General features: G+C 72.2%; 27 protein-coding genes. 12 read left to right on the top strand and 15 right to left on the bottom strand.

Going from position 1 to position 26,352, the window contains the following annotated elements; translation table 11 throughout:
- The 3 genes from ACR807_RS30875 to dcm all read left to right on the top strand — a co-directional run.
- Nucleotides 1-432 (top strand): hypothetical protein (locus tag ACR807_RS30875; RefSeq protein WP_438924980.1); only part of this gene is annotated, 432 nt, incomplete at its 5' end.
- Entirely contained in the window at nt 429-2,174 is a 1,746-nt protein-coding gene (locus ACR807_RS30870) for an AIPR family protein (RefSeq protein WP_438924979.1), read from the top strand. The genes ACR807_RS30875 and ACR807_RS30870, both read left to right, overlap by 4 nt.
- A gap of 68 nt (nt 2,175-2,242) precedes the next feature.
- The gene (dcm, locus tag ACR807_RS30865) at nt 2,243-4,189 is read left to right on the top strand and encodes a DNA (cytosine-5-)-methyltransferase (protein ID WP_438924978.1); all 1,947 of its coding nucleotides are present in this window, start codon (nt 2,243-2,245) and stop codon (nt 4,187-4,189) included.
- Between the two features lie 66 nt (nt 4,190-4,255).
- On the opposite strand, the gene ACR807_RS30860 is transcribed toward dcm, so the two are convergent.
- Nucleotides 4,256-4,816 (bottom strand): flavoprotein, encoded by a 561-nt coding sequence (locus ACR807_RS30860; protein WP_438924977.1) that lies wholly within the window; start codon nt 4,814-4,816, stop codon nt 4,256-4,258.
- Entirely contained in the window at nt 4,813-5,970 is a 1,158-nt protein-coding gene (locus tag ACR807_RS30855; protein ID WP_438924976.1) for a helix-turn-helix domain-containing protein, read from the bottom strand. The genes ACR807_RS30860 and ACR807_RS30855 overlap by 4 nt, the downstream gene beginning before the upstream one ends.
- A 214-nt stretch (nt 5,971-6,184) precedes the next feature.
- Here ACR807_RS30855 and ACR807_RS30850 point away from each other — a divergent pair, with 214 nt between their 5' ends.
- From ACR807_RS30850 to ACR807_RS30840, 3 genes are read left to right on the top strand one after another with little or no spacing between them, the layout of a single operon-like run.
- Nucleotides 6,185-6,523 carry a hypothetical protein gene (locus ACR807_RS30850; RefSeq protein ID WP_438924975.1) on the top strand — a complete coding sequence of 113 codons (339 nt, stop codon included), beginning with the start codon at nt 6,185-6,187 and terminating at the stop codon, nt 6,521-6,523.
- On the top strand, nt 6,520-6,873 hold the full coding sequence (locus tag ACR807_RS30845) for a hypothetical protein (protein WP_438924974.1): 354 nt from the start codon (nt 6,520-6,522) through the stop codon (nt 6,871-6,873). Before ACR807_RS30850 ends, ACR807_RS30845 begins: the two co-directional genes overlap by 4 nt.
- Nucleotides 6,874-6,892: 19 nt before the next feature.
- Nucleotides 6,893-7,078 carry a PspC domain-containing protein gene (locus ACR807_RS30840; protein WP_306750570.1) on the top strand — a complete coding sequence of 62 codons (186 nt, stop codon included), beginning with the start codon at nt 6,893-6,895 and terminating at the stop codon, nt 7,076-7,078.
- Here the strand turns inward: ACR807_RS30840 and ACR807_RS30835 are convergent.
- Both ACR807_RS30835 and ACR807_RS30830 read right to left on the bottom strand, forming a co-directional pair.
- On the bottom strand, nt 7,072-7,815 hold the full coding sequence (locus ACR807_RS30835) for a TetR/AcrR family transcriptional regulator (protein ID WP_438924973.1): 744 nt from the start codon (nt 7,813-7,815) through the stop codon (nt 7,072-7,074). The two genes, ACR807_RS30840 and ACR807_RS30835, sit on opposite strands and share 7 nt — an antisense overlap.
- 82 nt (nt 7,816-7,897) lie before the next feature.
- Complete coding sequence (locus tag ACR807_RS30830; protein ID WP_438924972.1) at nt 7,898-8,251, bottom strand: GntR family transcriptional regulator; 354 nt, start codon at nt 8,249-8,251, stop codon at nt 7,898-7,900.
- An 86-nt stretch (nt 8,252-8,337) separates the two neighbouring features.
- Between ACR807_RS30830 and ACR807_RS30825 the strand changes: the two genes are divergently transcribed.
- Complete coding sequence (locus ACR807_RS30825; RefSeq protein ID WP_438924971.1) at nt 8,338-8,751, top strand: permease-like cell division protein FtsX; 414 nt, start codon at nt 8,338-8,340, stop codon at nt 8,749-8,751.
- Here ACR807_RS30825 and kal read toward each other — a convergent pair.
- The 5 genes from kal to kdd form a co-directional block, all read right to left on the bottom strand.
- Complete coding sequence (gene kal, locus ACR807_RS30820) at nt 8,748-9,155, bottom strand: 3-aminobutyryl-CoA ammonia lyase (RefSeq protein WP_438924970.1); 408 nt, start codon at nt 9,153-9,155, stop codon at nt 8,748-8,750. The two genes, ACR807_RS30825 and kal, sit on opposite strands and share 4 nt — an antisense overlap.
- Nucleotides 9,152-9,898 (bottom strand): lysine 5,6-aminomutase subunit beta, encoded by a 747-nt coding sequence (gene kamE / locus ACR807_RS30815; protein ID WP_438924969.1) that lies wholly within the window; start codon nt 9,896-9,898, stop codon nt 9,152-9,154. The genes kal and kamE overlap by 4 nt, the downstream gene beginning before the upstream one ends.
- Nucleotides 9,895-11,463, bottom strand: coding sequence for a lysine 5,6-aminomutase subunit alpha (kamD, locus tag ACR807_RS30810; RefSeq protein WP_438924968.1), 1,569 nt, complete (start codon nt 11,461-11,463; stop codon nt 9,895-9,897). Before kamD ends, kamE begins: the two co-directional genes overlap by 4 nt.
- Nucleotides 11,464-11,534: 71 nt before the next feature.
- Entirely contained in the window at nt 11,535-13,025 is a 1,491-nt protein-coding gene (locus ACR807_RS30805; RefSeq protein WP_438924981.1) for an amidohydrolase, read from the bottom strand.
- A gap of 56 nt (nt 13,026-13,081) precedes the next feature.
- Nucleotides 13,082-14,101, bottom strand: a complete 1,020-nt coding sequence (gene kdd, locus ACR807_RS30800) for an L-erythro-3,5-diaminohexanoate dehydrogenase (protein ID WP_438924967.1) — start codon at nt 14,099-14,101, stop codon at nt 13,082-13,084.
- A gap of 140 nt (nt 14,102-14,241) precedes the next feature.
- On the opposite strand from kdd, the gene ACR807_RS30795 reads away from it, so the two are divergent.
- Nucleotides 14,242-14,799: a sugar O-acetyltransferase gene (locus tag ACR807_RS30795; protein WP_438924966.1), complete on the top strand. Its 558-nt coding sequence runs from the start codon at nt 14,242-14,244 to the stop codon at nt 14,797-14,799.
- 50 nt (nt 14,800-14,849) lie between these two features.
- Here ACR807_RS30795 and ACR807_RS30790 read toward each other — a convergent pair whose 3' ends face one another.
- From ACR807_RS30790 to ACR807_RS30780, 3 genes are read right to left on the bottom strand one after another with little or no spacing between them, the layout of a single operon-like run.
- Nucleotides 14,850-16,349 carry a tripartite tricarboxylate transporter permease gene (locus tag ACR807_RS30790; RefSeq protein ID WP_438924965.1) on the bottom strand — a complete coding sequence of 500 codons (1,500 nt, stop codon included), beginning with the start codon at nt 16,347-16,349 and terminating at the stop codon, nt 14,850-14,852.
- Nucleotides 16,342-16,935, bottom strand: a complete 594-nt coding sequence (locus tag ACR807_RS30785; protein WP_438924964.1) for a tripartite tricarboxylate transporter TctB family protein — start codon at nt 16,933-16,935, stop codon at nt 16,342-16,344. The genes ACR807_RS30790 and ACR807_RS30785 overlap by 8 nt, the downstream gene beginning before the upstream one ends.
- Nucleotides 16,932-17,915 (bottom strand): Bug family tripartite tricarboxylate transporter substrate binding protein, encoded by a 984-nt coding sequence (locus ACR807_RS30780; RefSeq protein WP_438924963.1) that lies wholly within the window; start codon nt 17,913-17,915, stop codon nt 16,932-16,934. The genes ACR807_RS30785 and ACR807_RS30780 overlap by 4 nt, the downstream gene beginning before the upstream one ends.
- Nucleotides 17,916-18,067: 152 nt before the next feature.
- Here ACR807_RS30780 and ACR807_RS30775 point away from each other — a divergent pair, with 152 nt between their 5' ends.
- Nucleotides 18,068-19,639, top strand: a complete 1,572-nt coding sequence (locus tag ACR807_RS30775; protein WP_438924962.1) for an ATP-binding protein — start codon at nt 18,068-18,070, stop codon at nt 19,637-19,639.
- Nucleotides 19,636-20,304 carry a response regulator gene (locus tag ACR807_RS30770; protein ID WP_438924961.1) on the top strand — a complete coding sequence of 223 codons (669 nt, stop codon included), beginning with the start codon at nt 19,636-19,638 and terminating at the stop codon, nt 20,302-20,304. The genes ACR807_RS30775 and ACR807_RS30770 overlap by 4 nt, the downstream gene beginning before the upstream one ends.
- A gap of 40 nt (nt 20,305-20,344) precedes the next feature.
- Here ACR807_RS30770 and ACR807_RS30765 read toward each other — a convergent pair whose 3' ends face one another.
- Genes ACR807_RS30765 through ACR807_RS30755 form a run of 3 tightly spaced genes read right to left on the bottom strand, consistent with a single transcriptional unit; the run spans nt 20,345 to nt 23,405 of the window.
- Entirely contained in the window at nt 20,345-21,892 is a 1,548-nt protein-coding gene (locus ACR807_RS30765; protein WP_438924960.1) for an alpha-amylase family protein, read from the bottom strand.
- Complete coding sequence (locus ACR807_RS30760; protein ID WP_438924959.1) at nt 21,889-22,848, bottom strand: TIGR03885 family FMN-dependent LLM class oxidoreductase; 960 nt, start codon at nt 22,846-22,848, stop codon at nt 21,889-21,891. The genes ACR807_RS30765 and ACR807_RS30760 overlap by 4 nt, the downstream gene beginning before the upstream one ends.
- A 56-nt stretch (nt 22,849-22,904) precedes the next feature.
- Nucleotides 22,905-23,405, bottom strand: coding sequence for an FxsA family protein (locus tag ACR807_RS30755; protein ID WP_438924958.1), 501 nt, complete (start codon nt 23,403-23,405; stop codon nt 22,905-22,907).
- Nucleotides 23,406-23,512: 107 nt separating this feature from the next.
- On the opposite strand from ACR807_RS30755, the gene ACR807_RS30750 reads away from it, so the two are divergent.
- Complete coding sequence (locus ACR807_RS30750) at nt 23,513-24,901, top strand: KamA family radical SAM protein (RefSeq protein WP_438924957.1); 1,389 nt, start codon at nt 23,513-23,515, stop codon at nt 24,899-24,901.
- Nucleotides 24,902-25,137: 236 nt separating this feature from the next.
- On the top strand, nt 25,138-26,349 hold the full coding sequence (locus ACR807_RS30745) for a cytochrome P450 (protein ID WP_438924956.1): 1,212 nt from the start codon (nt 25,138-25,140) through the stop codon (nt 26,347-26,349).
- The last annotated feature ends 3 nt before the right edge of the window (nt 26,350-26,352 follow it).

Below are 26,352 nucleotides of genomic sequence, written 5' to 3'. Positions count from 1 at the left end.
CCGTTCTTGTGGGCCAACCCGGCAGGTCAGCACCTCGGCGAGGAGAGGGTGGCCGCCGAGGGGATCTCGGTGGTCGTGAGCCCTCGCGTGCTCCCCCACCCGGACGCCCTGCGCGCCGGGGACACGGCCTCGGTCGGCGATCCCACCGACTGGCCGTCGAGCCAGGGCTTCTACGTGCGGTGCGACGGCCGCTACCTCTCGCTCGGCGGGTGGCTCGGACTCGACGGGCTGGACCTGGCCGAGGGCACAGCACTCGCCAGGGTGCTCGTCGAGGTGCCGGTCGAGCAGCGCGCCGCGTGGGGTGAGGACCACCCGGGAGCCCTGGTCGTGCCGCCACGGCCGTTGCGGCCGCGACTGACCGCCCTCGCGCGCATCGCGCGTGGCAAATCAGAACTCGTGATGGAACGACACCGAACTGGGGGGACGACGTGACGGACGGCGAACTCGCCGCCTTCGCGGCCGAGTTGCGACGCAGGGTGGAGGACCGGGTCCAGGCCGAGCCTGAGCTGATGGCGCGGGACGCGTTCGTGACCGTGGTCGGCGAGCACCTGATCGACGACGGGGCGCTGGACGACCTGGAAACCTGCTACCTGTTCGCGCCCTGGCAGAACCGCCGGGTCGAGGTGGCCGGGTACGACATCGCGGGCGAGGGCACGATCCTGCACCTCGTCACGGCCGACTACGGTTTGGACGCCGAGCCGCTGAAGCGCGAGCGGCTCACCCAACTGGTCCGCCGGGTCGGCGCCTTCGCCGAGTTCTGCCGCAGCGGCCTGCACGAGCAGCTCGAGCGGTCGAGCCCGAGCTACGACATGGCCGAGCGCGTCCACAGCGCGTGGCCCCAGCTGCAGATGATCAAGATCTTCGTCTTCACCGACGGCAGAACGGGGCTGCGCAAGGCGGAGGAGGCCACCGTCGCCGGACTCCCGACCCTCGTTCACGTGTGGGACGTCAACCGCCTGCAGAAGCTGCTCAGCTCCGGGGCCCAGCAGGAGGACATCCTCATCGACGTCGCGAAGATGGGGTACGAGGTGCAGTGCCTGGAGTCGCCCGAGCAGTCCGACGGGTACCGATGCCTGATGGCGATGCTGCCGGGGAAGCTGCTGGCCGACCTGTACGACGAACACCACAGCCGCCTGCTCCAGCGCAACGTGCGCGCCTACCTCCAGGCCCGGGGGAACGTCAACAAGGGGATCGCGAAGACGATCGCGGAACAACCGGGCAAGTTCCTGGCCTTCAACAACGGCATTTCCGCCACGGCCCGTGCGGCGGACCTCGAACAGGCGTCGAACGGGCTGCTGCTGCGCGGCCTGACCGAACTGCAGATCGTCAACGGCGGGCAGACCACCGCCTCGCTGCACCACGCGGCCCGCAAGGGGATAGACCTGTCGCAGGTCACCGTGCCCGCGAAGATCACCCTGATCCCCGACGACCGGCTGGACAGCATGGTTCCGGAGATCTCCCGCTACGCGAACTCGCAGAACGCCGTCACCCCGGCCGACTTCGAGGGCAACAGCCGCTTCCACGTGGGACTGGAGCGGTGGTCCCGCACCATCTGGGTCACCCCGCTCGGCGTCGATGTCGTACAGACCCGCTGGTACTACGAACGGGTCCGCGGGCAGTACGACGTCGAGAAGAACAAGTTCGCCACCGCCGCGGCGCGACGACAGTTCGACCGCGAGAACCCGGTGCGGCAGCGCTTCGGCAAGACAGACGCCGCCAAGTACGAGTACGCCTACGGGCTCCGACCGGACGTCGTGTGCCAGGGTGCCGAGAAGTGCTTCCGCACGTGGACGTCCGAAGGGGGCTTGGCCGAGCGCGGAGCTCCCGAGGACGTGTACTTCCGCCACCTGGTCGCCAAGGGGATCGTGTTCCGCCAGGTGCGGTCGATCATCCAGAAGCGGAACTTCGGCGGCTACCTGGGCCAGACCGCAGCGCACGCGGTGTCCCTGATCGTGCACACGCTCGGCGGACTCGACTTGGACCGGCTCTGGCGCGAGCAGGCCCTGCCCGAGGCAATCGCCGCGGCGGTCCCCGACGTCGCGGAGGCGGTGCGGCGGGTGCTCACCTCTCCCCCGAGCGGCGGCAACGTCACCGAATGGGCGAAGAAGCCCGCCTGCTGGGACCGCGTCCGCACGATGGGCTGGGCCCCTCCCTCCGACGTCCTCGCCGGTTAGTGACCTCATCCCCTGTTTTCGTCGTTCGCGCATCGGGGCGGCCGATCGGACCGGTCCCGGGAAGTGGCATGGAAGAAGTTGAGCAGAACCAGATCGTCGGTGGTGGAGGTCCCGCGCGGGTCCCGGTTGGCAGGACGGGGGGCGACGTGGCGGTCTACGCGGTGAAACTCGAGCGCAGTGACCTGTTGCAGTTACCGGAGCACCCCGACGCGTGCACCGAGGAGACGTTCGGGCAGTGGTGCGCCGAGCGCGTGTCGAACGGCGCTCGGCTCGCGGTCGACCTGTTCTCCGGTGGCGGCGGGCTGAGCCTCGGGTTGACGAACGCCGGGTGGACCGTCGCCGCATCGGTCGACCACAACAAGTTCGCGCTGCAGACGCACCGGGCGAACTTCCCGGGTTTGGCGCTCGACGTCGACCTCGGCGACCTGAAAAAGCGCGCAGCGCTGATCAGGATGCTCAAGCACGCCGAGATCGACCTCATCGCAGGCGGGCCGCCGTGCCAGCCGTTCAGCCGTGCCGGGCGCAGCAAGATCCGCAGCCTCGTGGACGCGGGTCTGCGCGAGGAGTTCGACGAGCGCAAGGAGTTGTGGCGGGCCTACGTCGACGTAGTGCTGAAGGTCAGACCGCGTGCGGTGCTCATGGAGAACGTCCCCGACATGGCCTTGGGCGATGACTTCCACGTGGTGCGGCGGATCATCGACATGCTGGAACGCGCGGGCTACAGCACCAACCTGCGCTTGGTCGACGCGTGGCGGTACGGCGTCCCCCAGCACCGCAAGCGCCTGATCCTGCTCGCCCGCCTCGACGGCGACGCGTTCCCCTGGCCCGAGCCGGGGAGCCCCGTGACCGTGCGGGAGGCGATCGAGGACTTACCCGACCTCGGTCTGACCACCGGTGGCCGCGACCTGCCGTACGCGCCCACCGAGGAGCTGTCGGAGTTCGCCAGGGCGATGAGGCGGAACACCGACGGGGACAGGGTGTGGGACCACATGACCCGGCCGGTCCGCGACGACGACCGCAAGATCTTCGGCCTCATGACGTCCAAGACGCTCTACGCGCACATCGATCCCGATCTGCGCAGGTACAAGGCCGACACCTTCGACGACAAGTACAAGCGCCTGGACTGGGACGAGCTGAGCCGTTCCATCACCGCGCACATCGCGAAGGACGGCTACTGGTACATCCACCCGTCGGAGAACCGCACCCTCACCGTCCGCGAAGCAGCACGCATCCAGACGTTCCCGGACGACTTCCGCTTCGCCGGCAGCCGCAGCCACGCGTTCCAGCAGATCGGCAACGCCGTGCCTCCGATGCTCGGCAAGGCCGCAGCCACTGCGCTGCTCCCGCCGGACAGTCCCGCCCAGCCAGCTCAGAGGCAGTGGCGTGACCTGGCGAAACGCCTGGCCACCTGGGCGGAGAAGCGCCGCGCCAGCACCTATTGGTGCGTGTTGCCGGGCGAGAGCCTGACCCCACCTGTGGCCGCGATCGTGGCCATGCTCGACCCGTCACCCGCCGACCTGATCGCCTACGGCCCCGGACTCCGCGAAGTGGCGGCCAAGGGACGGGTCACCAAACTCGCGGTGGACCTGATCGAGCAAGCAGCCGCCACACGATCGGCGGCGGCTGTCGTCGCACGCCTGCGGCAGTTGCAGGACGAACGGAAGCTCTGGCTGCATCCCCAGGACATGCCGGAAGTGCTGGACCTGCCCCCCGGGAAGACCGCCCTCCTGAAACTGATGGCCGGGGATGATGTCCTGCTGACCAGCCAACCCGTCATCCGCGTATCGTCACGGGTGCTCGGCACCACCTCGGCGCGGGCGAACAGCCTCACCGACGGCAGGGTCGACCTGTCCCGCCTGGTGGGCGGTGATGCCAAAGCACCACTGCGCATGGCCGCGCTGCGCTTGATCGGTCAGCTCCACTGCCACAAACAAGCACCCCTGTGCGAACGGTGTCCACTGGCCCGCGAATGCGCGACCGCGCGCAACGGCAAAACCGCGGACAGGCTCTTCTGATCGGGCGCTCATGTGTCGCGGGTCGACAGGTGACGACATCTGCCGGCCCGCGACACCCAGGAACGCTCAACTACCTGGTCGATCCACATGAAGGACCATTTCTCCGATGATGTCGACTGCCTTTTTCCAGGGGTAGTGCGCCAGTGCGCGCTCCCCCTGCCCGGGTGGGTGGGGTTCGAAGCCGCCCGGACCGAACAGGACACCCACCCCTGAGCCGCGCAGTGCTTCGACGCTGCGGTGGAACACGGCGTTGTTCGCGAGTGCCGTGTTCACGAAGGGCAGGACGGCGATCGGCACGCCCAGGCCGGTGAGTTCCGCCAGCTGCGTCAGGACGTAGGTGTCGGCGGTGCCCGCCGCCCACTTGTTGACCGTGTTGTAGGTGGCCGGTGCGACGATGACCGCGTCGGCGGGAGGCAGTGACGGCCGGCCTTGGCGGTGGTAGTCGGTGCGCACGGGGTGGCCGGTGAGCCGGTGCAGCTCGTCGAGGTCGAGGAAGTGCTCGACGGCGGCCGGTGTGGCGAGGCAGCGGACCGCCCAGCCCGCGTCCTGGGCGAGCTCGACGGCAACGTCGACGCGGCGGGCGGGTCCGGCGCCGCAGATCACCAGGTAGAGGACTCGTCCGGTCACGCGGGCACTCCGGCTCGCGCGGCCATCTGCCGCACCAGGCGGGCGGGTTCCCCGGCGGTGTTGGACAGCAGCACCCTGAGCAGGCCGTGGGCCAGGGGGCGGCAGCGGACCTCCTGCGGTGCGGTGCGCTCGGCTCGGGCGAGGGTGCGGGTGGCCTCGGCGAAGCCGCCGCGCCGGGCGTTGGCCTCGGTCAGGTCGAGCAGGTGACTGGCGCGGCGCTCCGGCGGCAGCCCGGCGAGGGCGTCGCGGGGGATGGTCGCGGCGACGTCGAGGGCTGCTCCGGCCTCGTGGAGGCGGACGAGGGCGGCGACGCGGTGGACGGCGACGTTGGCGCGGCCGAAGTGGGTGTGGTGGGTGTCGTAGTGGCGCTCCATGCGTTCGGCGGCCCGGGTGGCTTCCCGGTGCATGGCCAGGGCCAGGGAGGCGTCGTCCTGCTCGGCCGCGGTGATGGCGGCGGCGAGGTGGAGCATGCCGTGCAGGGAGAGCAGGCTCGTCAGGTGCCTGGTCACCTCGGGGCGCATGCGCTCGGACATGCCCAGCAGGGCTTCGACCGCCTCGGTGCGCTGCCCGGCCGCGGTCATGGCGCGGGCGACGCTGCGGGTGGCCGCCAGCCAGGCGATGTCGTGGCTCTCGAACTTGAGCAGCATCGAGGAGGCCAGGCGGTACGCGGAGATGAGCACGCGGTGGGCGTCGACCCGCTCCGCCGGCGGTGCGGCGAGGGCTGCCCGCTGCGCTGCTTGCAGCAGCGTGGGCAGGTGCCGGGCGACGGTGGTGAAGTGCGACGAGGCCCAGGCGTGGTCGACGTAGTCGGCCTGGCGGGCGAGCTGGGCGACGCCGGCGGGTTCGCTGTCCGGCGTCGACAGGCCGGGGTAGCGGCCGAGTGCCGCGCGGAGGGCGCTGACCTCGGCGGCGTCCACGCAGCCGGCGGCGCGCGCCGCGGCGGGTGCGTCGGTGAGGACGCCGGGGTCGATGGCGAGGGCGTCGGCGACCAGCTCGATGACCGGGATGCGGGAGAGGTCGCGCTCCCCCGACTCGACCTTGTCCAGCCACGAGGTCGAGCGACCGACCATGTCGGCGAACTGCTTGCGGCCGAGGTTGCGGCGCAGGCGCCAGTAGCGCACTCGCCTGCCGACCCCACCGGCGCTGTCGGGCATCCGACCTCCTCGGCTCCTCCGGGTCGACGAGGGCAAGGGTAGCCGGGCGGTGGTTGCACATTTTGTACGACTCGTGACGCTCGGTCACCTCTAGCGTGGCCGGCGGTACCGCTCTTCGGTGCCGATCGCTGAACGGACGACGGGTGGTGAGCGGCGTGGCAGCGCCTCGGGGTGCACGGCGAGCGGGCTTCGGGAGTCGGGTCGGGGGTCGGGGGTGACCAGGGACGAACTGCTGTTCAACGCCTGGTTGAGCAGTGTCAACACCGAGCTGGCGCGCTACGTCGTCCGCCTGGTGGACGAGAGCGCGCAGGCAGCTCCCCCACCGGCCGGACCGGGTGGTGAGCCGCACGGCGACGTCGACTTGGCGGAGGTCGAGGCGGCACTGGCCTTCGACCTCGCCGAGGTGGCCAAGGCCATCGCCCTCAAGGCCACCGGGCAGCCCTACCCCCGGCGCGGACGCAAGCAGGGGGACGATCGGCCGGCTCGACCTCGTGAGCTGCCCGCCTCGGTGGGCGGGGTCCGCCGCGCGACCGGCGGTTCGGGCGCACCATGACCGACAAGCAGCCCGTCGGTGCGCCCTACGCCGTCCGGCTACGCTCCCGCATGTTCGCCAAGGCGGCCAGGCTCGCGGGCTTCCACTCCGACTACGCCCTGGCCAGGGCGATGCGCGTCGACCGGTCCACCGTGTCACGGGTGGTGCACGGCGCTCTCCGGCCGGGTCCCGCCTTCATCGCCGGGGCGCTGGTCGTGCTCGCGCCGATGCGGTTCGACGACCTGTTCGAAATCACCCCCGCGGGCACCCGTCCGGCGGCAGGACGTCCCGGGGCCGTCGGGGTTGCCCTGGATTGCGGCGGGCCGCCCCTGGGTAGGGATCAGGGTGTCCACCGATGTCGGGGGGCGTGAACGCGGGGATGGTGGAGACATGACGACGTTGAGCAGGCCGCAGAGCCAGAAGATGATCGCGGGCGTGTGCGCGGGCCTGGCGGCCCGCTACGGCTGGAAGGCGAGCACGGTGCGGCTGCTGTTCGTCGTGTCCTGCCTGCTGCCCGGTCCGCAGTTCCTCGTCTACATCGTGCTGTGGGCGATGATGCCCAAGGCCGCCTACTGACGCGACCGCACCAGCGCCTCGACGCCGTCGAGCACGCGTTCCAGGCCGAACGCGAACGCGTGCTCACCGTCGTGGGCCGCGCCGTGCGCCTCGCCGGCCGCGGCGCCCACGCGGGCGGCGAGGGGGAAGCGGCGCGGGTCGAACACGCGGGCCAGGTAGGGGGCTGCGGCCTGCCACCACTGCTCGTCGGTCAGGCCGGTGCGCTGCTCGGTGCGGTCGGCCTCGACCGCGACGCGGGCGGCGGTGCGCACGTGGCCCAGCACGAGGGCCAGCACCGAGTCCATCTCCAGGTCGGTCAGCCCGATGCCGTCCACGGCACCCAGCTCGTAGTCGTACTTCGCGGCCACGTTGGGGCCCAGCACGGCGCGGTGCGAGGGCACCTCCAGCAGCCACGGGTGGCGCAGGTGCAGCTCCCAGTTCTCCCGGGCCAGGTGGGTGAGCCTGCCCCGCCACCCGCCGGGCACGTCGGCCGGCCGGGCGGTCTCGCCGTTGACGTGGTCGACCATGACGTCGACCAGTTCCGCCTTGCCCGGCACGTGCGTGTAGAGCGACATGGTGCCCACGCCGAGCTTCTCGGCGACCCGGCGCATGGACAGCGCGCCGATGCCCTCGGCGTCGGCGAGGGCGACCGCGGCGGTGACGATGCGGTCCACGCCCAGGTCCTTGCGGGCGCTGCGCTCGTGGGTGCGCCACAGCACCGCGAGGGTCCGGGCCGGGTCGCTGTGTTCGGCTGCCACGTTTGATCACCCTACGGGTGATCGGCTCGCCGGGCCGGTGGGGCGGGCGAGCCGGTCCGGGCGGCCGGTCCGGCAGGCGGGTTCAGCCGGACAGGGCGGCCCGCACGATCTCCAGCGCCTCGTCGGCGGTCAGGCCCTGCTCGCGGGCGGTGGCGGCGTAGCCGCGGGCGGCGCGCAGCACCCGTTCCCGGCTGCGCTCCCCCGCCGCGCTGACCACGGTGCCCGCTCTGCCGCGGGTCTCGATGAGACCCGCCTCCTCCAGCTCGCGGTACGCGCGGGCCACCGTGTTGACCGCGATGCCCAGCTCGGCGGCCAGGGCGCGCACGGTGGGCAGCCGGGTGCCCACGGCCAGCTCGCGGTCGGTGATCTTGCGGGCGAACTGGGACCGCACCTGCTCGTAGGGCGGCACGGACGAAGCCTGATCGAGGCTGATCACGCGTCGATAGTGGCAGAGCGTGAACCGGGACACCCCGTCCCCCGGTTCGGGCGCGCCGCGCCGCCCCGGCGTGGGATCGTGGGCGGATGCGCAGACCCGTGACCGTCGCCGCGTTCGGCGCGGTCGTCGTGGCCACCGCCGCGGTGGCGCTGCTGGTGCCCGACCACCGCGTCGAGGGCGCCCCGTCCGCCCGGTGCTCCCTGATCGAGCTCACCCTGCAGACCGACGAGGAGATGCGGGCCGCCGAGGCCGCGCTGCGCGGCGACCCGCGGGTGCGCGAGCTGGAGGCGCGGACCAGGCAGGAGAACTACGAGCGCTTCAAGGAGCTGTTCGCCGACCACCCGGACGTGGTGGAGCTGGCCCGCCCGGAGGCGCTGCCGGCGACCATCACGATGGCGGAGGCGGTCGGCGCGGACGGCAGGGCGCTGGCCGACGAGCTGGGCCGGTTCGGCAAGGCGGAGTACACCGACCTGTGCGCGCTGCGCCGGGTCCACGGCTAGTCCCCGGCCCCGCCGCGGTCCCGCTTGGGGGCGACCACGGTGCCGCGGGCGCGGGTGACGACCAGCGGCGGGTCGAGCACGTCGGCGGCCGAGGGGCCCCGCTCGGGGGCGGAGCGGCACACGACGCGGGCCTCGAACTCGATCTCGCGCGAGCGGGTGCCCACGCGCACGAGGGTGGCGGTGGCCTCCACGACGTCGCCGGCCAGGACGGGGGCGGTGAACTCGACGTGCGAGTAGCCGGCGAACAGGCCCTCGTCGCCGTCGGTGCGGATGAGCAGCTCGGTGGCGACGTCGCCGAACAAGCCCAGGCCGTAGGCGCCGTCGACGAGGGCGCCGCCGTAGTGGGCGTGGGAGTGGGGCACGTAGCGGCGGTGGGTGACGGAGAAACCCTCGGTGAGGCTCACGCAGCGGTCCCCTTCTTCGTCTTCACGGCGTGCACGAGGTAGCTGGCGACCTCGCCGGGGGTGGTGCCGCGGCCGAACACGCGGTCCACGCCCAGCTCGTCGGCCATCAGCGGGTCGAAGCGGGGGCCGCCGGCGATGAGCAGCGGGCGCCGCTCCCCCATGGCCTCGCGGAACGCCGCCGACATCTCCCGGGTGTTGAGCAGGTGGGCGTCGCGCTGGGTGACGACCTGGGAGACCAGCACGGCGTCGGCCTTCTCGGCGCGGGCGCGGCGGACCAGTTCGGGTACCGAGACCTGCGCGCCGAGGTTCACGACCTTCAGCTCGCGGTAGTACTCCAGGCCCTTCTCCCCGGCGAAGCCCTTGATGTTGAGGATGGCGTCGATGCCGACGGTGTGGGCGTCGGTGCCGATGCAGCCGCCGACGACGACGAGCTTGCGGCGCAGCAGCTTCCGGATCGCGGTGTTGACCTCGGCGGGCGGCAGCAGCGGGTACTCGCGCTCCACGACGCGCACCTCGTCGAGGTCCACGACGTGCTTCACCGAGCCGTAGACGACGAAGAAGGTGAAGTCGGGGCCGATGGGGTGGGAGTGCACGACCATGGCGGGGTCGATGCCCATCCTGTTGGCCAGCTGCTGGGCGGCGCCGTCGGCGCGCGGGCCGGCCGGGACGGGCAGGGTGAACGAGGTCTGCACCATGCCGTCGCCGGTGGTGTCGCCGTAGGGGCGCACGTGCCGCTTGGTCATCGCCGCTCCTCCAGCAGCTCGGAGGCGGGGTTGAGGTAGCCGTCGGCCTTGGCGACGACGCCGTCCGCGCCCCTGCCGCCGTCGGCGGGGCGCTTCATCAGGCCGAACGTGCCGTCGGCGATGGCGTCGAGCAGGCCGTCGGCGACGATGCGCTCCAGCAGGTCGACGGCCTCGCCGAGCACCTGGTGGGCGCGCTTGACGATGAGCCCGTCGGGTGCGGGCCGGAAGTCCCCGGCGAGGCCGCCGGCGGCGTTGAGCACGTAGCGGACGTTGGCCAGCGCGAGGTCGCGGTCGGAGAGGAACGGGGTGACGACGGCCTCGGTCATCATGCCGACCAGCAGGATGGACTGGCCGGTGAGCACGCCGGCGAGGGTGAAGAACCCGTCGAGCAGGTAGCCCATGAACACGTCGCCGGTCATGTGCTTGGTGGGCGGCATCCACTTGAGCGGCGCGTCGGGGAACAGCTCGCGGGCGAGCAGGGCGTGGGCCAGTTCCAGGCGGAACGACTCGGGCACGGCGGGGTTGATCTCGAAGGCGTGGCCCAGGCCCAGCAGGTGGTCGGGCAGGCCGGCCTCGTGCGCGAAGTGCTCGTTGAGCAGCTGGGAGACGGTGACGGTGTGCGCGGCGTCCACGGCGTCGGCGGTGGTGAGGTAGTTGTCCTCGCCGGTGTTGATGATGATCCCGGCGCGGGCGTGGACCTGGCGGGAGAAGCGCTGGTCGACGAAGGTGCGGATCGGGTTGATGTCGCGGAAGAGGATGCCGTACATGGAGTCGTTGAGCATCATGTCGAGGCGTTGCAGGCCGGCGAGGACGGCGATCTCGGGCATGCACAGGCCGGAGGCGTAGTTGGTCAGCCGCACGTAGCGGCCGACCTCCTTGGACACCGCGTCCAGGGCGGCGCGCATGATGCGGAAGTTCTCCTGCGTGGCGTAGGTGCCGGCGAACCCGTGGTGGGTGGCGCCCTCGGGCACGTAGTCCAGCAGCGACTGGCCGGTGGAGCGGATGACGGCGATGACGTCGGCGCCGGCGCGGGCGGCGTTGCACGCCTGCACGACGTCCTCGTCGATGTCGCCGGTGGCCACGATCAGGTAGATCCAGGGGCGCTGGGCGGGGTCGCCGAGCTTGGCGACGAGCTTGTCGCGCTGCGCCTTGTTGCGGTCCACGGTGCGGATGCCGCGGGTGACGGCGGCGCGGGCGGCCTTCTCGGCGCGGGCGCGGTCGCGGCCCTCGGGCACCCGGTAGGCGACCTGCCCGGCGGCGGTGGCCTCGGCGAGGTCGGTGAGGCTGGTGAGGTCGTGCTCGCGCAGGGCGTGGAAGACGGGCAGCGCGGCGCCGTGCTCCAGGCCGCAGTGCTCGCGCACGGTGTCCACGACCCGGTTGACCCACGGCACGTCACCGGCGCGGTGGGTGGAGTCCGCGCCGGTGATGCCGGCCAGCCGCAGGGTGGCGCGCTCGACCGCCACCGTGGTGTGGGCCCTGGCCAGGTCCACCACCGGCGCGGCGGCCCGTGCGGCGAGGGCGCGTGCCTTCGCGACCACCGCCGGGTCGAGGTCGAGCAACGCCATGTGTCACTCCTGTTCGTCGCTGTGCGTCGATCGCCGCCCGGTCGCGGCGCCCGACCTCGGGACGGGGACCGTCACAGGTCCCCCTCGAAGATCGTGCGTCCGCGCAGCACGGTGCGCAGGCACACCGGTGCCGGGCCGTCGAGGGCGGGCAGGGCGGGGACGCGGGAGCGCGGGTCGGTGGACCAGCGCTGCACGCGGGTGTCGGGGGCGGCGACCTCCAGGGCGGGGGCGTCCCACACGGCGTAGGTGGCGGGCGCGCCGGGTTGCAGGGTGCCGGTGACGCCGTCGTCGACGCCGGCGGCGCGCCAGCCGCCGCGGGTGTGGGCGGTGAACGCCGCGCGCGGGGAGAGGCCGTGGCCCTCGGTGCGGTGGTGCACCGCGGCCCGCACCGCCGCCCACGGGTCGACCGGTGTCACGGGGGCGTCCGAGCCGAGGGCGAGGACCATGCCGGCGGCGGCGAGGCTCGCGAACGGGTTGAGGCGGGTGCCGCGCTCGACGCCGAGGCGCTGGGCGTACATGCCGTCCGGGCCGCCCCAGGCGCGGTCGAACAGGGGCTGCACGGAGGCAACCGCGCCGTGGGCGGCGAGGGCGGCGGCCTGCTCGGAGGTGACCATCTCCAGGTGTTCGAGGCGGTGGCGGCGGGCGGCGAGGGCGGGGGCGCCCACGACGGCGGCGGCCTTGTCGAAGCCCTCGACGACGGCGGCGACGGCGGCGTCGCCGATGACGTGGAACCCGCCCTGCACGCCGGCGCGGGTGCAGGCCACCAGGTGCTCGGCGACGGCGTCGGCGTCGAGGTAGAGCGCGCCGGTGGTGTCGGCGTCGGCGTAGGGGCTGCACAGGGCGGCGGTGCGCGAGCCCAGGGCGCCGTCGACGAACAGGTCGCCGGCCAGGCCGCGCACGGGCAGGTCGGTGCCGTCGACGGAGCCCCAGTAGCCGACGACGTCGAGCAGGTCGCCGGCGAGCAGGTCGGCGAGGTCGTCGCGGCCGGAGATGTCGGGGCCGGCGCACTCGTGCACGGAGGCGACGCCGCGGGAGGCGGCGTGGCGCAGGAACGCCTGCTGGGCGGCACGGCGGCGGTCGGCGGGGATGGCGTCCTTGGCGGCGCCGCGCACGTGGTGGTGGGCGGCGCGGGAGAGCGGGCCGTCGGGGTGGAAGCCGTCGGCGTCGCGGGCGGCGGGGGCGAGGTCGAGCAGGGCGGTGGAGGCCAGGGCGGAGTGCACGTCGATGCGCGAGAGGTAGACGCGCTTGCCGGCGGCGGCCTCGTCGAGTTCGGCGCGGGTCGGGGGGCGTCCCTCCGGCCACGCGGTCTCGTCCCAGCCGTGTCCCCACACGAGGGGGCCGGGTGCGGCGCGCACCGCGTCGAGCAGGTCGCGCGCGGAGCGGCAGCCGGTGAGGTCCAGGCCGGTGAGCAGCAGGCCGGCGGAGGTGGCGTGCACGTGGGCGTCGACGAACGCGGGCGCGACGAACGCCCCGCCGAGGTCGGTCACGCGGGCGTCGGGGTGCAGGGCGCGGCCGACGGAGTCCTGGCCGAGCCACACCACGGTGTCGCCGTCCACGGCCATCGCGGTGGCGTCGGGGTTCGTCGGGGAGTGGACGCGCCCACCCACGAGAAGGGTAATCACGTCTGCCGAGTCTGCCTGTGCCCGAACAGCGCCCGCACGGCAGGTTCGGCGCGCAGCAGGTCGAGGGCGAAGGCGGCGTGGCCGGGCACGTAGCCGTTGCCGATCAGCATCTCCACGTCGGCGGCCAGTCCCTCGGCGCCGAGGGCGGCGGCCGGGAAGGAGGTGGCCATGGAGAAGAACACGATCGTGCCGCCGTCGGCGGTGGCGAGGACCGCGCCGTGCTCGCAGCCGGGGACGTCGACGCACACCACGGTCACGTCGGCGGGTGCGGGGACGGCGGTGGCGACGGCGACGGGGTCGCGGGCGTCGGCGACGACGACGGTGTCGGCGAGCCCGGCGGCGCGCACGGCATCGGCCTCGGCGTCGGTGGGCACGAGCGCGGTCAGCCGGGACGCGCCGGCGCGGCGGGCGGCGGCCAGCGACAGCGACCCGGACTTGCCGCCGCCGCCCAGGACCAGCACGGACGGGGCGGTGCGGCGGCGCACGACGCGGTCGGTCAGGGCGGGGGCGCCGCACACGTCGAGCACGGACAGGGCGAGGTCGTCGGGCAGGTCCTCGGGCAGCGGGGCGGCGATGGAGCGGCCGAACAGCACGGCGGTGCCGGCGCAGGGGACCTGTTCGGAGGCGCCGTCCCAGCGGGCGAGGTCGTCGGTGATGCGCAGCGGGGTGAGGGTGAGCGAGACGAGGGTGGCGACGCGGTCGCCGGGGCGCAGGCCCAGCGGCGAGTCGGGGCCGGTCTCGCGGACGGTGCCGAGCAGCATGCCGCCCGACCCGGTGACGGGGTTCTGCATCTTGCCGCGGTCGGCGACGATGTCGAGCACGGCGCGGCGCACGCCGTCGACGCCGTGCAGCTCGCGCAGCTGCCGGTAGGAGGCGGCGTCGAGGTTGAGCCGTTCGACGTCGAGGACGACCTCGTCGGGGCCGCACGTGTCGTCGGCGTCGAGCCGCCACGCCTGCTGCGGCAGCACGCCCGCGGGATGCAGGACGCGGTGCAGGCCGTACGGCGACGTCGACATCGTGGAAATCCTCCGGCCGGCGGGCTACTGGACGCCGATATCTTCACGTGCGACGTCAAGATTGCGCAAGAGTCGCGTCCGGTGCGGTGCGGGAGTCGTGCTCCGCACGGTGCGGGAGTCGTGCTCGGTACGGTCGGGGGATGGCTGATCGCACCATGCGCGAGCGGATGCTCGCAGGCGAGTCGTACATCGCCGACGAGTCGTTGACGGCGGACGCGCTGCGCGCCGACGACTTCATGACCGCCTACAACGCCACCGGCGCGCGCGACGGGGAGCTGCGGCACCGGCTGCTCGCCGAGCACCTGGGCGCGGTCGGCGAGGGCGTGGTGATCCGGCCGCCGCTGCGGGTCGACTACGGCTGGAACATCCGGGTGGGCGCGGGCACGTTCGCCAACTTCGGGCTGGTCGCGCTGGACGTGGCGCCCATCGTGATCGGCGCGGACGTGCAGATCGGGCCCAACGTGCAGCTGCTGACGCCGACCCACCCGGTGGAGCCGGGGCCGCGGCGCGACAAGTGGGAGGCCGCGAAGCCGATCACCGTCGGCGACAACGCGTGGCTGGGCGGCGGCGCGGTCGTGCTGCCGGGCGTGACGATCGGGGAGAACACGGTGGTGGGCGCGGGCGCGGTGGTGACCCGGGACCTGCCCGCGAACGTGGTGGCGGTGGGCAACCCGGCCCGCGTGGTCCGCGAACTGTGACGAACCCCCCCCGGGGGCGGACCGGCAGGTCCACCCCCGGGGGCGTGGTGTCACGCGGTGGTGACGGGGGCCTTGCGGCGGCGCAGGCGCAGCACCGCGGCCAGCACCAGGACCACGACCAGGATCGAGTAGGACACGGCCGCGAACGGGCTGGTGACCAGCGCGGACAGGTCGCCCTCGCTGATCTGGAGGGTGCGGCGCACCTGCTCCTCGGCCATCGGGCCCAGGATCAGGCCCACCACCAGCGGCGCCACGGGGTAGCCGTGGCGGCGCATGAAGAACCCGACCACGCCGATGACCAGCAGCACGACCAGGTCGTCCACCACGAAGTTCACCGCGTAGGTGCCGAGCGCGGCGAACAGCAGGATGCCCGCGTACAGGTAGGGCCGCGGGATCTGCAGCACCTTCACCCAGATCTTGACCAGGGGCAGGTTGAGCACCAGCAGCATCACGTTGCCGATGTAGAGCGACGCGATCAGCGCCCACACCATGCCCGAGTTGTTGGTGAACAGCAGCGGCCCCGGCTGGATGCCGTAGCTCTGGAACGCGGCCACGATCACCGCCGCGGTGGCGGTGGTGGGCAGGCCCAGGGTCAGCAGCGGCACGAGCACGCCCGCGGCGGCGGCGTTGTTGGCCGCCTCCGGCCCGGCGACGCCCTCGATGGCGCCCTTGCCGAACTCCTCGGGCCGCTTCGAGAGCTTCTTCTCCGCCGCGTACGACAGGAACGTCGAGACGTCCGCGCCGCCCGCCGGGACGGTGCCGATCGGGAACCCGATGAAGGTGCCCCGCAGCCACGGCTTCCAAGAGCGGCGCCAGAACTCGCCGGTCATCCACTTCCCGCCGACCGGCACCACCTCCACCGGCCCGTGCCGCAGCCGCGCCGCCACGTACAGCGCCTCGCCGACGGCGAACACGCCGACCGCGACCACGACCACGTCGATGCCGTCGGACAGCGTCGGCACGCCGAGGGTGAACCGCTGCTGCCCGGTGAGGGTGTCGGTGCCCACCAGGCCCAGGAACAGGCCGATGCCGAGCGAGGCCAGGCCGCGCACCGGGGAGGACCCGAGCAGGGCGGCGACGGTGGTGAACGCCACGACCATCAGCGCCACGTAGTCCGCCGGGCCCAGCTGCACGGCGACGTCGGCGATGGTCGGCGCGAGCGCGGTGAGCAGCACCGTGGCGATGGTGCCCGCCACGAACGAGCCGATCGCGGCGGTGGCCAGGGCGGCGGCGCCGCGCCCGGCCTTGGCCATCCGGTTGCCCTCCAGGGCGGTGACCACGGAGGACGACTCGCCGGGCGTGTTGAGCAGGATCGAGGTCGTCGACCCGCCGTACATGCCGCCGTAGTAGATGCCCGCGAAGATGATCAGCGCGGCGGTGGGTTCGAGCGTGTAGGTCAGCGGCAGCAGCAGCGCCACCGTCATCGCCGGCCCGATGCCGGGCAGCACGCCCACGGCGGTGCCCAGCGTGACGCCCAGCAGGGCGTAGAGCAGGTACTCGGGCTGCGCGGCGGTCGCGAAGCCCTCCAGCAGTGCGGCCCAGTCACCCATCGAGGAGGGGCACCCCCTCGAAGATCCCGGCGGGCAGCGACAGGCCCAGGCCGGAGGCGAACAGCACCTGCACCACGAGCGCGAGCACCACGGCCACGACGAGCGCCTTCCACCACACCGCGCCCAGCGTCCACGCCGCGCCGGCGAACAGCACGACGGCGGCCACCGGCCAGCCCACGGGCTCGATCAGCAGCAGGTGCGCGACGAGCACGACGCCGAGCTTGCCCACGGTGAGCCAGTCGGTGCGCACGGAGCCGGTGTCGACGTCCTCGGCCTCCTCGGCCTCGCCGAGCCTGCCGCGGGCGGTGGCCACGATCGTCGCGATGCCGGTGACCACCAGCAGCGCGCCCACCGCGTAGGGGAACGCGCGCGGCCCCACGGCGCTCTGGTTGCGCAGGCTGATGGTGGTGGCGTCGACGAGGGTGAACACGCCGAGCGCGACGACCAGCGCGGCGAAGACGTACTCCTCGACCTTCGCCGAGGTCCGGGCGGCGACGGCACCCGACGCGGTGCCGTCCGGCGCGGTGCCGCCCGGCGGGGGTGCCCCCGGCCGCGAGGCCGGGGGCGGTGTCGCGGGCGAGGTCACTTCACGAGGCCGATCTCCTGGAGCACCGGCTTGATGCGACCGATCTCGGTGGTGAGGAAGGTGTTGAAGTCGTGCCCGGTCTGGAACGTGTCGGTCCAGCCCTTCTTCTTCAGCTCCTCCTGCCACTGCGGGCTGGCGTGCATGTCGGTGACCAGCTTGACCAGGCGGTCCTTGGCGGCCACCGAGATCGAGCCCGGCGCCACCACGCCGCGCCAGTTGATCAGCTCCACGCCGCTGCCGACCTGCTTGAACGTCGGCGCCTTGATCTCGGGGTGCTCCTGCGGGCCGGACGTGCCCAGGGCGCGCAGCTTGCCCGCCTTGATCTGCTCGACGTACTCGCCGACGCCGGAGATGCCCGCGTCGACCTTGCCGCCCAGCAGCGCGGCCAGCGACTCGCCGCCACCGGAGTAGGGCACGTAGTTGAGCTTGGCCGGGTCGATGTTCTTGGCCTTGAGCAGCATCGCGGCGAGGATGTGGTCGGTGCCGCCGGCCGAGCCGCCGGTGATCGACACGCCCTGACCCTTCTCGTCGACGGCCTTGAGCAGGTCGTCGATGGTCTGGTACGGCGACTCCGCGGGCACCACGACGACCTCGTCCTCGGCGGTGAGGCGGGCGATCGGGGTGGTGTCCTCCAGGCGCTTGTCCACGCCGTTGGTCTCCACCGCGCCCACCATGACCAGCCCGGTCACCATCAGGTAGGTGTCGGACTTCTCGTTCGCGAGCTTCTGCAGGCCGACCGTGCCGCCCGCGCCGCCGACGTTGCTGACCTGCACCGAGCCGGCGAGGTCGGCGCCGCTGATGGCCGCCTGCATCGCGCGCGCGGTCTGGTCCCAGCCGCCGCCGGGGTCCGCCGGGGCCATGATCTCCAGGCGGCCGACGTCGTCGGTCGCCGAGACGCCACCGCCGCCACCGCCACACCCCGCGAGCACCAGGCCCGCAGCGGCCACGGCCGCGAGAAGTCGGGTGTGCTGTCCTGCCATCGGGTCCTCCGTGTTCCACCCAGCGCGCTGTCGTGCTGGTGGCCGGGACCCTAGGTGCACTCGATCAGGTGAGGATGCACATAGTTCGTAAGGGCCGTATTGGTCGTTTAGGTCGTGGCCGGGCTCACAGGCAATAGGCCAGAATGCCCCTCATGCGCCGCCGTTCGGTCCCCCTGGGTGTCTCCCTGCTCGTGCTGCAGGTGGTCATCGTGCTCGCCACCGTCTGCGCGGCGGGACTGATGGCGGCCAAGCTCCAGAGCGACCGCATCCGCGACTCCTACGTCGACCGGATGCTCTCCGTGGCCGAGAGCGTCGCACGGCTGCCCGCCGTCGTGGAAGCCTTCACCTCCCAGCGGCCCAGCGACGCCATCCAGCCCCTGGCCGAGCTGATCCGCAACGCCTCCAACGTCACCTACGTCGTGGTCACCGACCGCAACGGCGTCCGCTACGCCCACCCCGACCCGGCGCGCATCGGCGAGATGGTCTCCACCGACCCCAGCACCGCCCTGTCCGGGCACGTGTTCGTCGGCACCGAGACCGGCACCCTGGGCACCTCGCTGCGCGCGAAGGTGCCCATCCGCTCCCCCGGCGGCGAGATCATCGGCATGGCCTCGGTGGGCATCCTGGAGAGCCAGCTCGACGCCGACCTCGCCGAGGACCTGCCCGAGCTCATCGGCTGGCTCGCCGCCGCCGCCCTCGTCGGCGTGCTCGGCGCGGCGCTGGTGACCCAGCTGGTGCGCAAGCGGACGTTCAAGCTCGAACCGGCCGAGATCGCGCAGCTGCTGGAGACCCGCGACGCGATGCTGCACGGCATCCGCGAGGGCGTGGTCGCCGTCGACGACCGCGAACGCCTCGCCCTGGTCAACGACGAGGCGATGAGGCTCCTCGGCCTCACCGAGGACCCCACCGGCAAACCCGCCGCCGACGTGCTGGAGGACGGCGGCCTGCTCGACCTCGCCCGCGGCGTCGACGACGTCGCCGACCGGCTCGTGCTGGCCGGCGAACGCGTCCTCGTCGCCAACCGGACCACCGCCAAGACCCACGGCCGCCCCGTCGGCGTCGTACTCACCCTGCGTGACCGCACCGAGCTGCACGACGCGCTGCGCGAACTGGACGGGCAACGCACCGTCACCGAGGTGCTGCGCGCCCAGGCCCACGAGTTCACCAACCACCTGCACGTCATCAGCGGCCTGGTCGAACTCGACCGGCGCGAGGACGCCGTCGCCTACATCGAACGGGTCGGCGGAGCGGGCTCGGTCACGTCGGGCATCATCGGCGGCGCCATGGCCGACCCCGCGCTCGCCGCCCTGCTGCTCGCCAAGTCCTCCACCGCGCACGAGCGCGGCGTGGCGCTGCGCCTGGACCCCGGCTCCACCGTCGACGCCCGCACCGGCGACGACGCGCTGACCGTGCTGGGCAACCTGGTCGACAACGCCGTCGACGCCGTCTCCGCCGGGGGAACCGTGCGGGTGCTGGTGCGGTCGGACCCCACGGGGGTGCGGGTCGTCGTCGACGACGACGGCCCCGGGGTGGAGCGGTCGCAACGCGGCCGCATCTTCACCCTGGGAGTCAGCTCGAAGGCGCCGAGGGGCGCGCACGGACGAGGGATTGGACTGGCGTTGGTGTCCAGGGTGGTCACCCGGCGGAGCGGCCGGGTGGAGATCTCGGATTCGGAACTGGGCGGCGCGTCGTTCGACGTGTGGCTGCCGGAGGTGGCCCGGTGAACGTGCGCACGCTCGTCGTGGACGACGACTTCGCGGTCGCCGCCGTGCACCGCGGGTTCCTGGAGGCCCTGCCCGAGTTCGAGGTCGTCGGCGAGGCCCACGGCGGCGGCGAGGCGCTGCGCGCGGTGGAGGCCCTGCGCCCCGACCTGGTGCTCCTCGACATCCACCTGCCCGACATCTCCGGCCTGGAGGTCCTCGCCCGCCTGCGCGGCCGCCCCGGCCCGCCGGTCGACGTCATCGCCGTCACCGCCGCCCGCGAACGCGAGACCGTCCGGCAGGCCATGTCCCGCGGCGTGGACCACTACCTGGTCAAGCCCTTCACCCGCACCGCGTTCCTCGACCGCATGCGCGAGTACCTCGCGCGCCGCACCGAGGTCGCCCGCATGGGCCCCTGGCTCGACCAGGACGAGGTCGACCAGCTCCTCCAGCACCGGCCCCGCGTCGGCCTGCCCAAGGGCCTGTCCGCCGTGACCCTCAAACTCGTCCTCGACACCCTGCGCACCACCACCACCGACCTGTCCGCCCAGGAGGTCGGCGAACGCGCCGGCCTCTCCCGCGTCAGCGCCCGCCGCTACCTGGAACACCTGGTCACCGTCGGCAGGGCGGAGGTCCAACCCCGCTACGGGGTGGCCAACCGCCCCGCCCACGGCTACCGGCTCACCTGACCGGTCGGGCTCATCCCACCGGTCGGGCTCACCTGACCGGTCAGGACTTGGGCACCACCCGGAACCAGCGGCAGCCGTACGGGTCCAGCTCGACGCGCGCCACACCGCCCTTCGTCGGCACCGTGCCGTCGACCAGCAGGTCGGTGAGGTCGCCGTCGAGCTTGTCCACCTCGATCACCGCCTCGCGGTCGGCCAGGTTGTGCACCGCCAGCACCGTGCCGCCGTCGATGTCGCTGCGGTGCGCCAACACCGCAGGGTCCTCTGTGTCGAGCACCTGGTAGGCGCCCCACGCCAGCTCCGGGCACTCCCGGTAGCGCTCCACCAGCATCCGCACCCACTCCAGCAGCGAATCGGGGTCGCGGCGCTGCTCGACGGCCGCGTCCCACCACATCGGCGTGCGCACCGCCTCCCGACCCGGGATCGACAGGTCCTCGACCATGCCGACCTCCTCGCCGTAGAACAGCACCGGCGTGCCCGGCAGCGAGAACAGCAGGCTGTAGACCATCTTCACCCGCTTCGGGTCACCGCCCAGCATCGACGGCAACCGCCGCCGCAACCCCCGCCCGTAGAGCTGCATGTCCTCGTCCGGGCCGAACGCGGCGAACACCTCCTGCCGCTCCGGCACCGTCAACTTGTCCAGCGTCAGCTCGTCGTGGTTGCGCACGAACGTCGCCCAGTGGCAGTCGCGCGGCGGCTGCGGCCGCTCCTTGAGCGCGTGCGCCAGCGGACTGGCCTGCTGCCGCGCCAACGACAGGTACATCTGCTGCATCCCGATGAAGTCGAAGCACATGTTCAGCTCGTCGCCCACGCCGTCCGCGCCGCCGAAGAACTTCATCGTCTCGGTGTAGGGCAGGTTCACCTCCCCCAGCAGCACCGCCTCGCCGTTGCGCCGCGACAGGAACGCCCGCAGGTCCGCCAGGTAGTCGTGCGGGTCCGGCAACGCCTCCACCGGCGCCTCCAGCAGGAACGGCACCGCGTCCACCCGGAACCCCGACAGCCCCAGCTCCATCCAGAACCCCATCACGCGCGCGATCTCGTCGCGCACCGCCGGGTTCGCCACGTTCAGGTCCGGCTGGTGCTTGTAGAACTTGTGCAGGTAGTACTTCTTGGCCTTGCGGTCGTAGGTCCACAACGACGTCTCCTGGTCCGGGAAGACCACGCCCTCGTCGCCGTCGGCCGGCTTCTCGTCCGCCCACACGTACCAGTCGTGCCGCGCGCTCTTCGGGTCCCGCGCCTGCTGGAACCACGGGTGCTGGTCGGAGGTGTGGTTGACCACCAGGTCCGCGATCACCCGCATCCCCCGGTCGCGCGCCGTGCGCACGAACTCGGTGAAGTCGCCCAACGTGCCCAACCGCGGGTCCACGCCGTAGAAGTCCGTGATGTCGTAGCCGTCGTCCCGGTCCGGCGTCGGGAAGAACGGCATCAACCACAGGCACGTCACCCCCAACCGGTGCAGGTGGTCGATCTTCTGCGTCAACCCCTTGAAGTCGCCGTAGCCGTCACCGTCCGAGTCGTGGAAGGTCTCCACGTCCAGGCAGTACACGACGGCGTTCTTCCACCACAGGTCCGCGGTCCGGGTCAGCTTCACGACCGCACCGCCGGCAGCACGTGCTCGCCGAACGCGTCCAGGAACCGCCCCTGCTCCTGCCCCACGTGGTGCAGGTACACCTCCTCGAAGCCCAGCTCCGCGTACTCCCGCACCGTCTTCGCGTGCCACCCCAGGTCGGACGAGATGTTCACCACCTGCGCCACCTGCTCCACCGACACGTGCTCGGAGACCACGTCGAACGTCTCCGCCAGGTCCAGGTCCCAGCACACCGGCGGCGCGAACACGTTGCTGCGCCACTGCTCGTGCGCCACCGACCGCGCCTCGTCCTCGTCCGGCGCCCAGCTCAGGTGCACCTGCAGGTGCAGCTTGCCCCGACCACCGGCGTCGCGGTACGCGTCACGCACCTTCACCAGCTGCTCGACCGGCGCGTTCACCGTGATCAGGCCGTCCGCCCACTCCGCGCACCACGCCGCCGTCTCCGGGCTCACCGCCGCACCCACCAGCAGCGGCGGCTCCTCCGGCAACGTCCACACCCGCGCCCGGTCCACCGTCACCAACCCGTGGTGGGTGACCTCCTCGCCGCGCAGCAGCGCCCGGATCACCTCCACGCACTCGCGCAACCGCGCGTTGCGGGTCGCCTTGTCCGGCCACACCGCGCCGGTGATGTGCTCGTTGCTGGCCTCACCGCTGCCCAGCGCCGCCCAGAACCGACCCGGGAACATCGCGCCCAACGTGCCGATGGCCTGCGCGATGATCGCCGGGTGGTACCGCTGCCCCGGCGCGTTGACCACGCCGAACGGCAACGACGTCGCCTGGAGCGCGGCACCCAGCCACGACCACGCGAACGCGCTCTGCCCCTGCCTGCTGCTCCACGGCGAGAAGTGGTCCGAGCTCATCGCCGCGTCGAAGCCGACCTCCTCCGCCCGCCGCACCGCGTCCAGCAGCGCCGTCGGGTGTACCTGTTCGTGCGAGGCGTGCACGCCTATGACCGTCATGCCGTGTCACGTACCCAACGCCCGATTCCGCGACACCCCGCATCGGGCGCGGTCGGTCAGCGCAGCTCGCGCCGCTCCGCCGGAGCGGACCGCACGTCGGTCGCCGACCCGTCCACCACAGTGCCGTCCACCACCGCGCCGTCCACCACCGCGCCACCGGCCGACGGCGACCGCCCGTAGCGCAGGTTGAGCACCATCTCCCGCTCCCGCGCCTCCGCCCGCCGCGCCATCCGCCGGCTGATCAACCGCCGCGTCGGCGGGAACAGCAGGAACAGGCCCGCCACGTCGCTGAGGAACCCCGGCACCACGATCAGGAACCCCGCCGCCGCGATCAGGAACCCGTCCGCGACCTCCTGGTGCGGCGCCCGCCGCGTGCGCACCGCCTCCGAGAACGCCCCGATCGTGCGCGCGCCCTCCCGGCGCAGCAGCACCGCCCCCACCACCCCGCCCAGGAGCAGCAGCCCCAATGTCGGCAGGGGTCCCCAGGCCCCGAAGGCCGCCACCAGGGCGGTCACCTCCACGGCCAGGCCGATCAGCAGTACGGCGAACACGCGCATACCCACCCAACGAACGAACCGCCCGAAACGCTCCCGGCCGAAATATTTACGTCCAACAGCCCGTCTGGCAGCATATCTTCACGTCACTCAACGGGTAGGGAGCATGGATGACTGCGCTGCACGAGGTCCCCGCCACCTCCGGCACGACCGGGCCCCAGCCCTACACCTACGTCCGCCGCGAACTCGTCGAACCCGACTGGCGCCGCTTCCCCGGCTGGCGCGACGTCACCGACACCCAGTGGCGCGACGCCCAGTGGCAACGCGCCAACTGCGTCAAGAACCCCAGACAGCTCCGCACCGTCACCGGCGACCTGCTCACCGACCGGTTCTACGACGAACTCGCCGCCGACCAGCAGCACCTCGCCACCATGTCGATGCTGCTCCCACCCCAGATGCTCAACACCACCGCGCCCACCGCACCCCTCGAACCCGAGGCGTTCACCGAGGCGTTCCTCGCCGACCCCGTCCGCCGCTACATGCTCCCCGTCCGCAGCGACCGCGACCCCCACTGGCCCAGCCACCCCCACTCCGCCCGCGACTCCCTGCACGAAGCCGAGATGTGGGTCGTCGAAGGACTCACCCACCGCTACCCCACCAAGGTCCTCGCCGAACTCGTCTCCACCTGCCCCCAGTACTGCGGCCACTGCACCCGCATGGACCTCGTCGGCAACTCCACCCCCCAGGTCAGCAAACACAAGCTCGCCCTCAAACCCGTCGACCGCCAGGACCGCATGATCGACTACCTCAAGCACACCCCCGGCGTGCGCGACGTCGTCGTCTCCGGCGGCGACGTCGCCAACGTCCCCTGGCCCCAGCTCGAGTCCTTCCTCATGCGACTCCTCGACATCGACACCGTCCGCGACGTCCGCCTCGCCACCAAGGCCCTCGCCGGACTCCCCCAGCACTGGCTCCAACCCAAGGTCGTCGAAGGACTCGAACGCGTCGCCCGCACCGCCTCCCGACGCGGCGTCAACCTCGCCATCCACACCCACGTCAACCACGTGCAGTCCGTCACCCCGCTCGTCGCCGAAGCCGCCCGCACCGCACTGGAGGTCGGCGTCCGCGACGTCCGCAACCAGGGCGTCCTCATGAAGGGCGTCAACGCCACCCCCGACGACCTGCTCGACCTCTGCTTCGCGCTCCAGGGCGAGGCCAACGTCCTGCCCTACTACTTCTACATGTGCGACATGATCCCCAACGCCGAGCACTGGCGCGTCGCCGTCTGGGAAGCCCAGGAACTCCAGCACGCCATCATGGGCTACCTGCCCGGCTACGCCACCCCGCGCATCGTCTGCGACGTCCCCTACGTCGGCAAGCGCTGGGTCCACCAGCTCCACGAGTACGACCGCGAACTCGGCATCTCCTACTGGACCAAGAACTACCGCACCGGCATCGAGCACGACGACCCCGAAGCCCTCGACCGCCGCTACCCCTACTACGACCCGATCTCCACCCTCGGCGACACCGGCCGCCGCTGGTGGTCCGAACAGGGCTGACCGGAACAGAGCCGCCCCGGTGGTACGCGTGGCACCCTCACCGGGGCGGTCCCTTCCCCTCGTCCTGGCGTTTTTGATCGATGTTTTCGCTGCTACGGTGATGCGGGAGGATTATTTTTAGGCGACACTGAAGTTATTGAGGGTGTTGGCCAGTGGTCCCTGTTCATGCCACCATGTGAGGGGATTTCGCGTTCATCCGTGGCCCGCTCGCGGGCGCTTCGGACAGACTGGCCCGCATGACCGATTCCGCCGTGGCGCTCAAGTCCTACGACCTGTTCTCCCCCGAGGCGCTGAGCGACCCGACCCCGCTGCTGCACCGCATCCGCGCCGAGAGCCCGGTCAGCGTCATCCCCCAGCTCGACTCCTACCTCTTAACCCGGCACGCGGACATCCTGTCCGTGCTCAAGGACCGCACGCTGGTGCCGGCCAACATGGCCCAGTCGCTCTCCCAGTTCTCCCCCGAGGAGCAGGAGGAGCTGCTCCCCCTGCGCACGTCCATCGAGCTGTGGATGGGCCACACCAACGAGACCGACCACGTGCGCTTCCAGCAGCTGCTCAAGCGCTACTTCACCCCCTCGACGGTCAACGGCCTGCGCCCGCGGGTGCGCGAGCTGACCAACGAGCTGCTCGACGCCGTCGCCGCGCGGGGCCGGATGGAGGTCGTCGCCGACCTGGCCTACCCGCTGCCCGCCAACGTGATCGCCGAGATGCTGGGCATGCCCACCGAGCACCGCGAGCAGCTCCAGGCGTGGTCGCGCGACATCCTGGCGGTGTTCCAGGTCGCCGACGTCGACCGGCTGCGGCAGTCCCAGCGCAGCGTGCTGGAGATGCAGGACTACGTGCGCGGCCTGGTGCGGGAGCACCGCGAGGAGCCGCGCGAGGACCTGATCAGCGTGTTCGTCGCCGCCGAGCGCGAGGGCGTGGTCACCGAGGACGAGATCGTCGCCAACTGCGTGCTGCTGCTGTTCGCGGGCCACGAGACGACCGCCACCCTGATCGCCAACGGCCTCAAGCTGCTGTTCGACAACCCCGACGAGTTCGCCCGGCTCAAGGCCGACCCCTCCCTCACGCCGGGCGCGGTGGAGGAGATGCTGCGCTGCGACGGACCGGCGAGCATCATCGTGCGCCAGAGCACCGAGCCGTTCCGCCTGGGCGACCTCGACCTGCCCGCGGGCAGGCGGTTCTACCTGGCGATGATGGCCGGCAACCGCGACCCGGAGGTCTTCACCGACCCCGACCGGTTCGACATCACGCGCAAGCCCAACCGGCACACCGCGTTCGGCCTGGGCGCGTTCTACTGCCTCGGCGCGGCGCTGGCCCGGATGGAGGCCGACGAGTGCTTCCGCATCCTGCTCGACCGCTGCCCCGACCTGCGGCTGGAGTCGGCGACCGTGGTGCCGAGCCCGCCCCTCACCCACCGCCTGGAGTCCCTGGCGGTCACGTTCTGACCG

This window comes from Saccharothrix sabaoui (assembly GCF_051756985.1).
Taxonomy (GTDB): domain Bacteria; phylum Actinomycetota; class Actinomycetes; order Mycobacteriales; family Pseudonocardiaceae; genus Actinosynnema.
The sequence above is the reverse complement of the archived record's forward strand: the minus strand, read 5'-3'. Positions and strand labels throughout refer to the sequence as shown.

Coding starts and splice junctions, on each gene's coding strand:
- dcm (WP_438924978.1), top strand. CDS start 2,243: ATGGAAGAAGTTGAGCAGAACCAGATCGTCGGTGGTGGAGGTCCCGCG.
- ACR807_RS30855 (WP_438924976.1), bottom strand. CDS start 5,970: ATGCCCGACAGCGCCGGTGGGGTCGGCAGGCGAGTGCGCTACTGGCGC.
- ACR807_RS30845 (WP_438924974.1), top strand. CDS start 6,520: ATGACCGACAAGCAGCCCGTCGGTGCGCCCTACGCCGTCCGGCTACGC.
- ACR807_RS30840 (WP_306750570.1), top strand. CDS start 6,893: ATGACGACGTTGAGCAGGCCGCAGAGCCAGAAGATGATCGCGGGCGTG.
- ACR807_RS30825 (WP_438924971.1), top strand. CDS start 8,338: ATGCGCAGACCCGTGACCGTCGCCGCGTTCGGCGCGGTCGTCGTGGCC.
- kamE (WP_438924969.1), bottom strand. CDS start 9,898: ATGACCAAGCGGCACGTGCGCCCCTACGGCGACACCACCGGCGACGGC.
- kamD (WP_438924968.1), bottom strand. CDS start 11,463: ATGGCGTTGCTCGACCTCGACCCGGCGGTGGTCGCGAAGGCACGCGCC.
- ACR807_RS30805 (WP_438924981.1), bottom strand. CDS start 13,025: ATGGCCGTGGACGGCGACACCGTGGTGTGGCTCGGCCAGGACTCCGTC.
- kdd (WP_438924967.1), bottom strand. CDS start 14,101: ATGTCGACGTCGCCGTACGGCCTGCACCGCGTCCTGCATCCCGCGGGC.
- ACR807_RS30795 (WP_438924966.1), top strand. CDS start 14,242: ATGGCTGATCGCACCATGCGCGAGCGGATGCTCGCAGGCGAGTCGTAC.
- ACR807_RS30790 (WP_438924965.1), bottom strand. CDS start 16,349: ATGGGTGACTGGGCCGCACTGCTGGAGGGCTTCGCGACCGCCGCGCAG.
- ACR807_RS30780 (WP_438924963.1), bottom strand. CDS start 17,915: ATGGCAGGACAGCACACCCGACTTCTCGCGGCCGTGGCCGCTGCGGGC.
- ACR807_RS30775 (WP_438924962.1), top strand. CDS start 18,068: ATGCGCCGCCGTTCGGTCCCCCTGGGTGTCTCCCTGCTCGTGCTGCAG.
- ACR807_RS30760 (WP_438924959.1), bottom strand. CDS start 22,848: ATGACGGTCATAGGCGTGCACGCCTCGCACGAACAGGTACACCCGACG.
- ACR807_RS30755 (WP_438924958.1), bottom strand. CDS start 23,405: ATGCGCGTGTTCGCCGTACTGCTGATCGGCCTGGCCGTGGAGGTGACC.
- ACR807_RS30750 (WP_438924957.1), top strand. CDS start 23,513: ATGACTGCGCTGCACGAGGTCCCCGCCACCTCCGGCACGACCGGGCCC.
- ACR807_RS30745 (WP_438924956.1), top strand. CDS start 25,138: ATGACCGATTCCGCCGTGGCGCTCAAGTCCTACGACCTGTTCTCCCCC.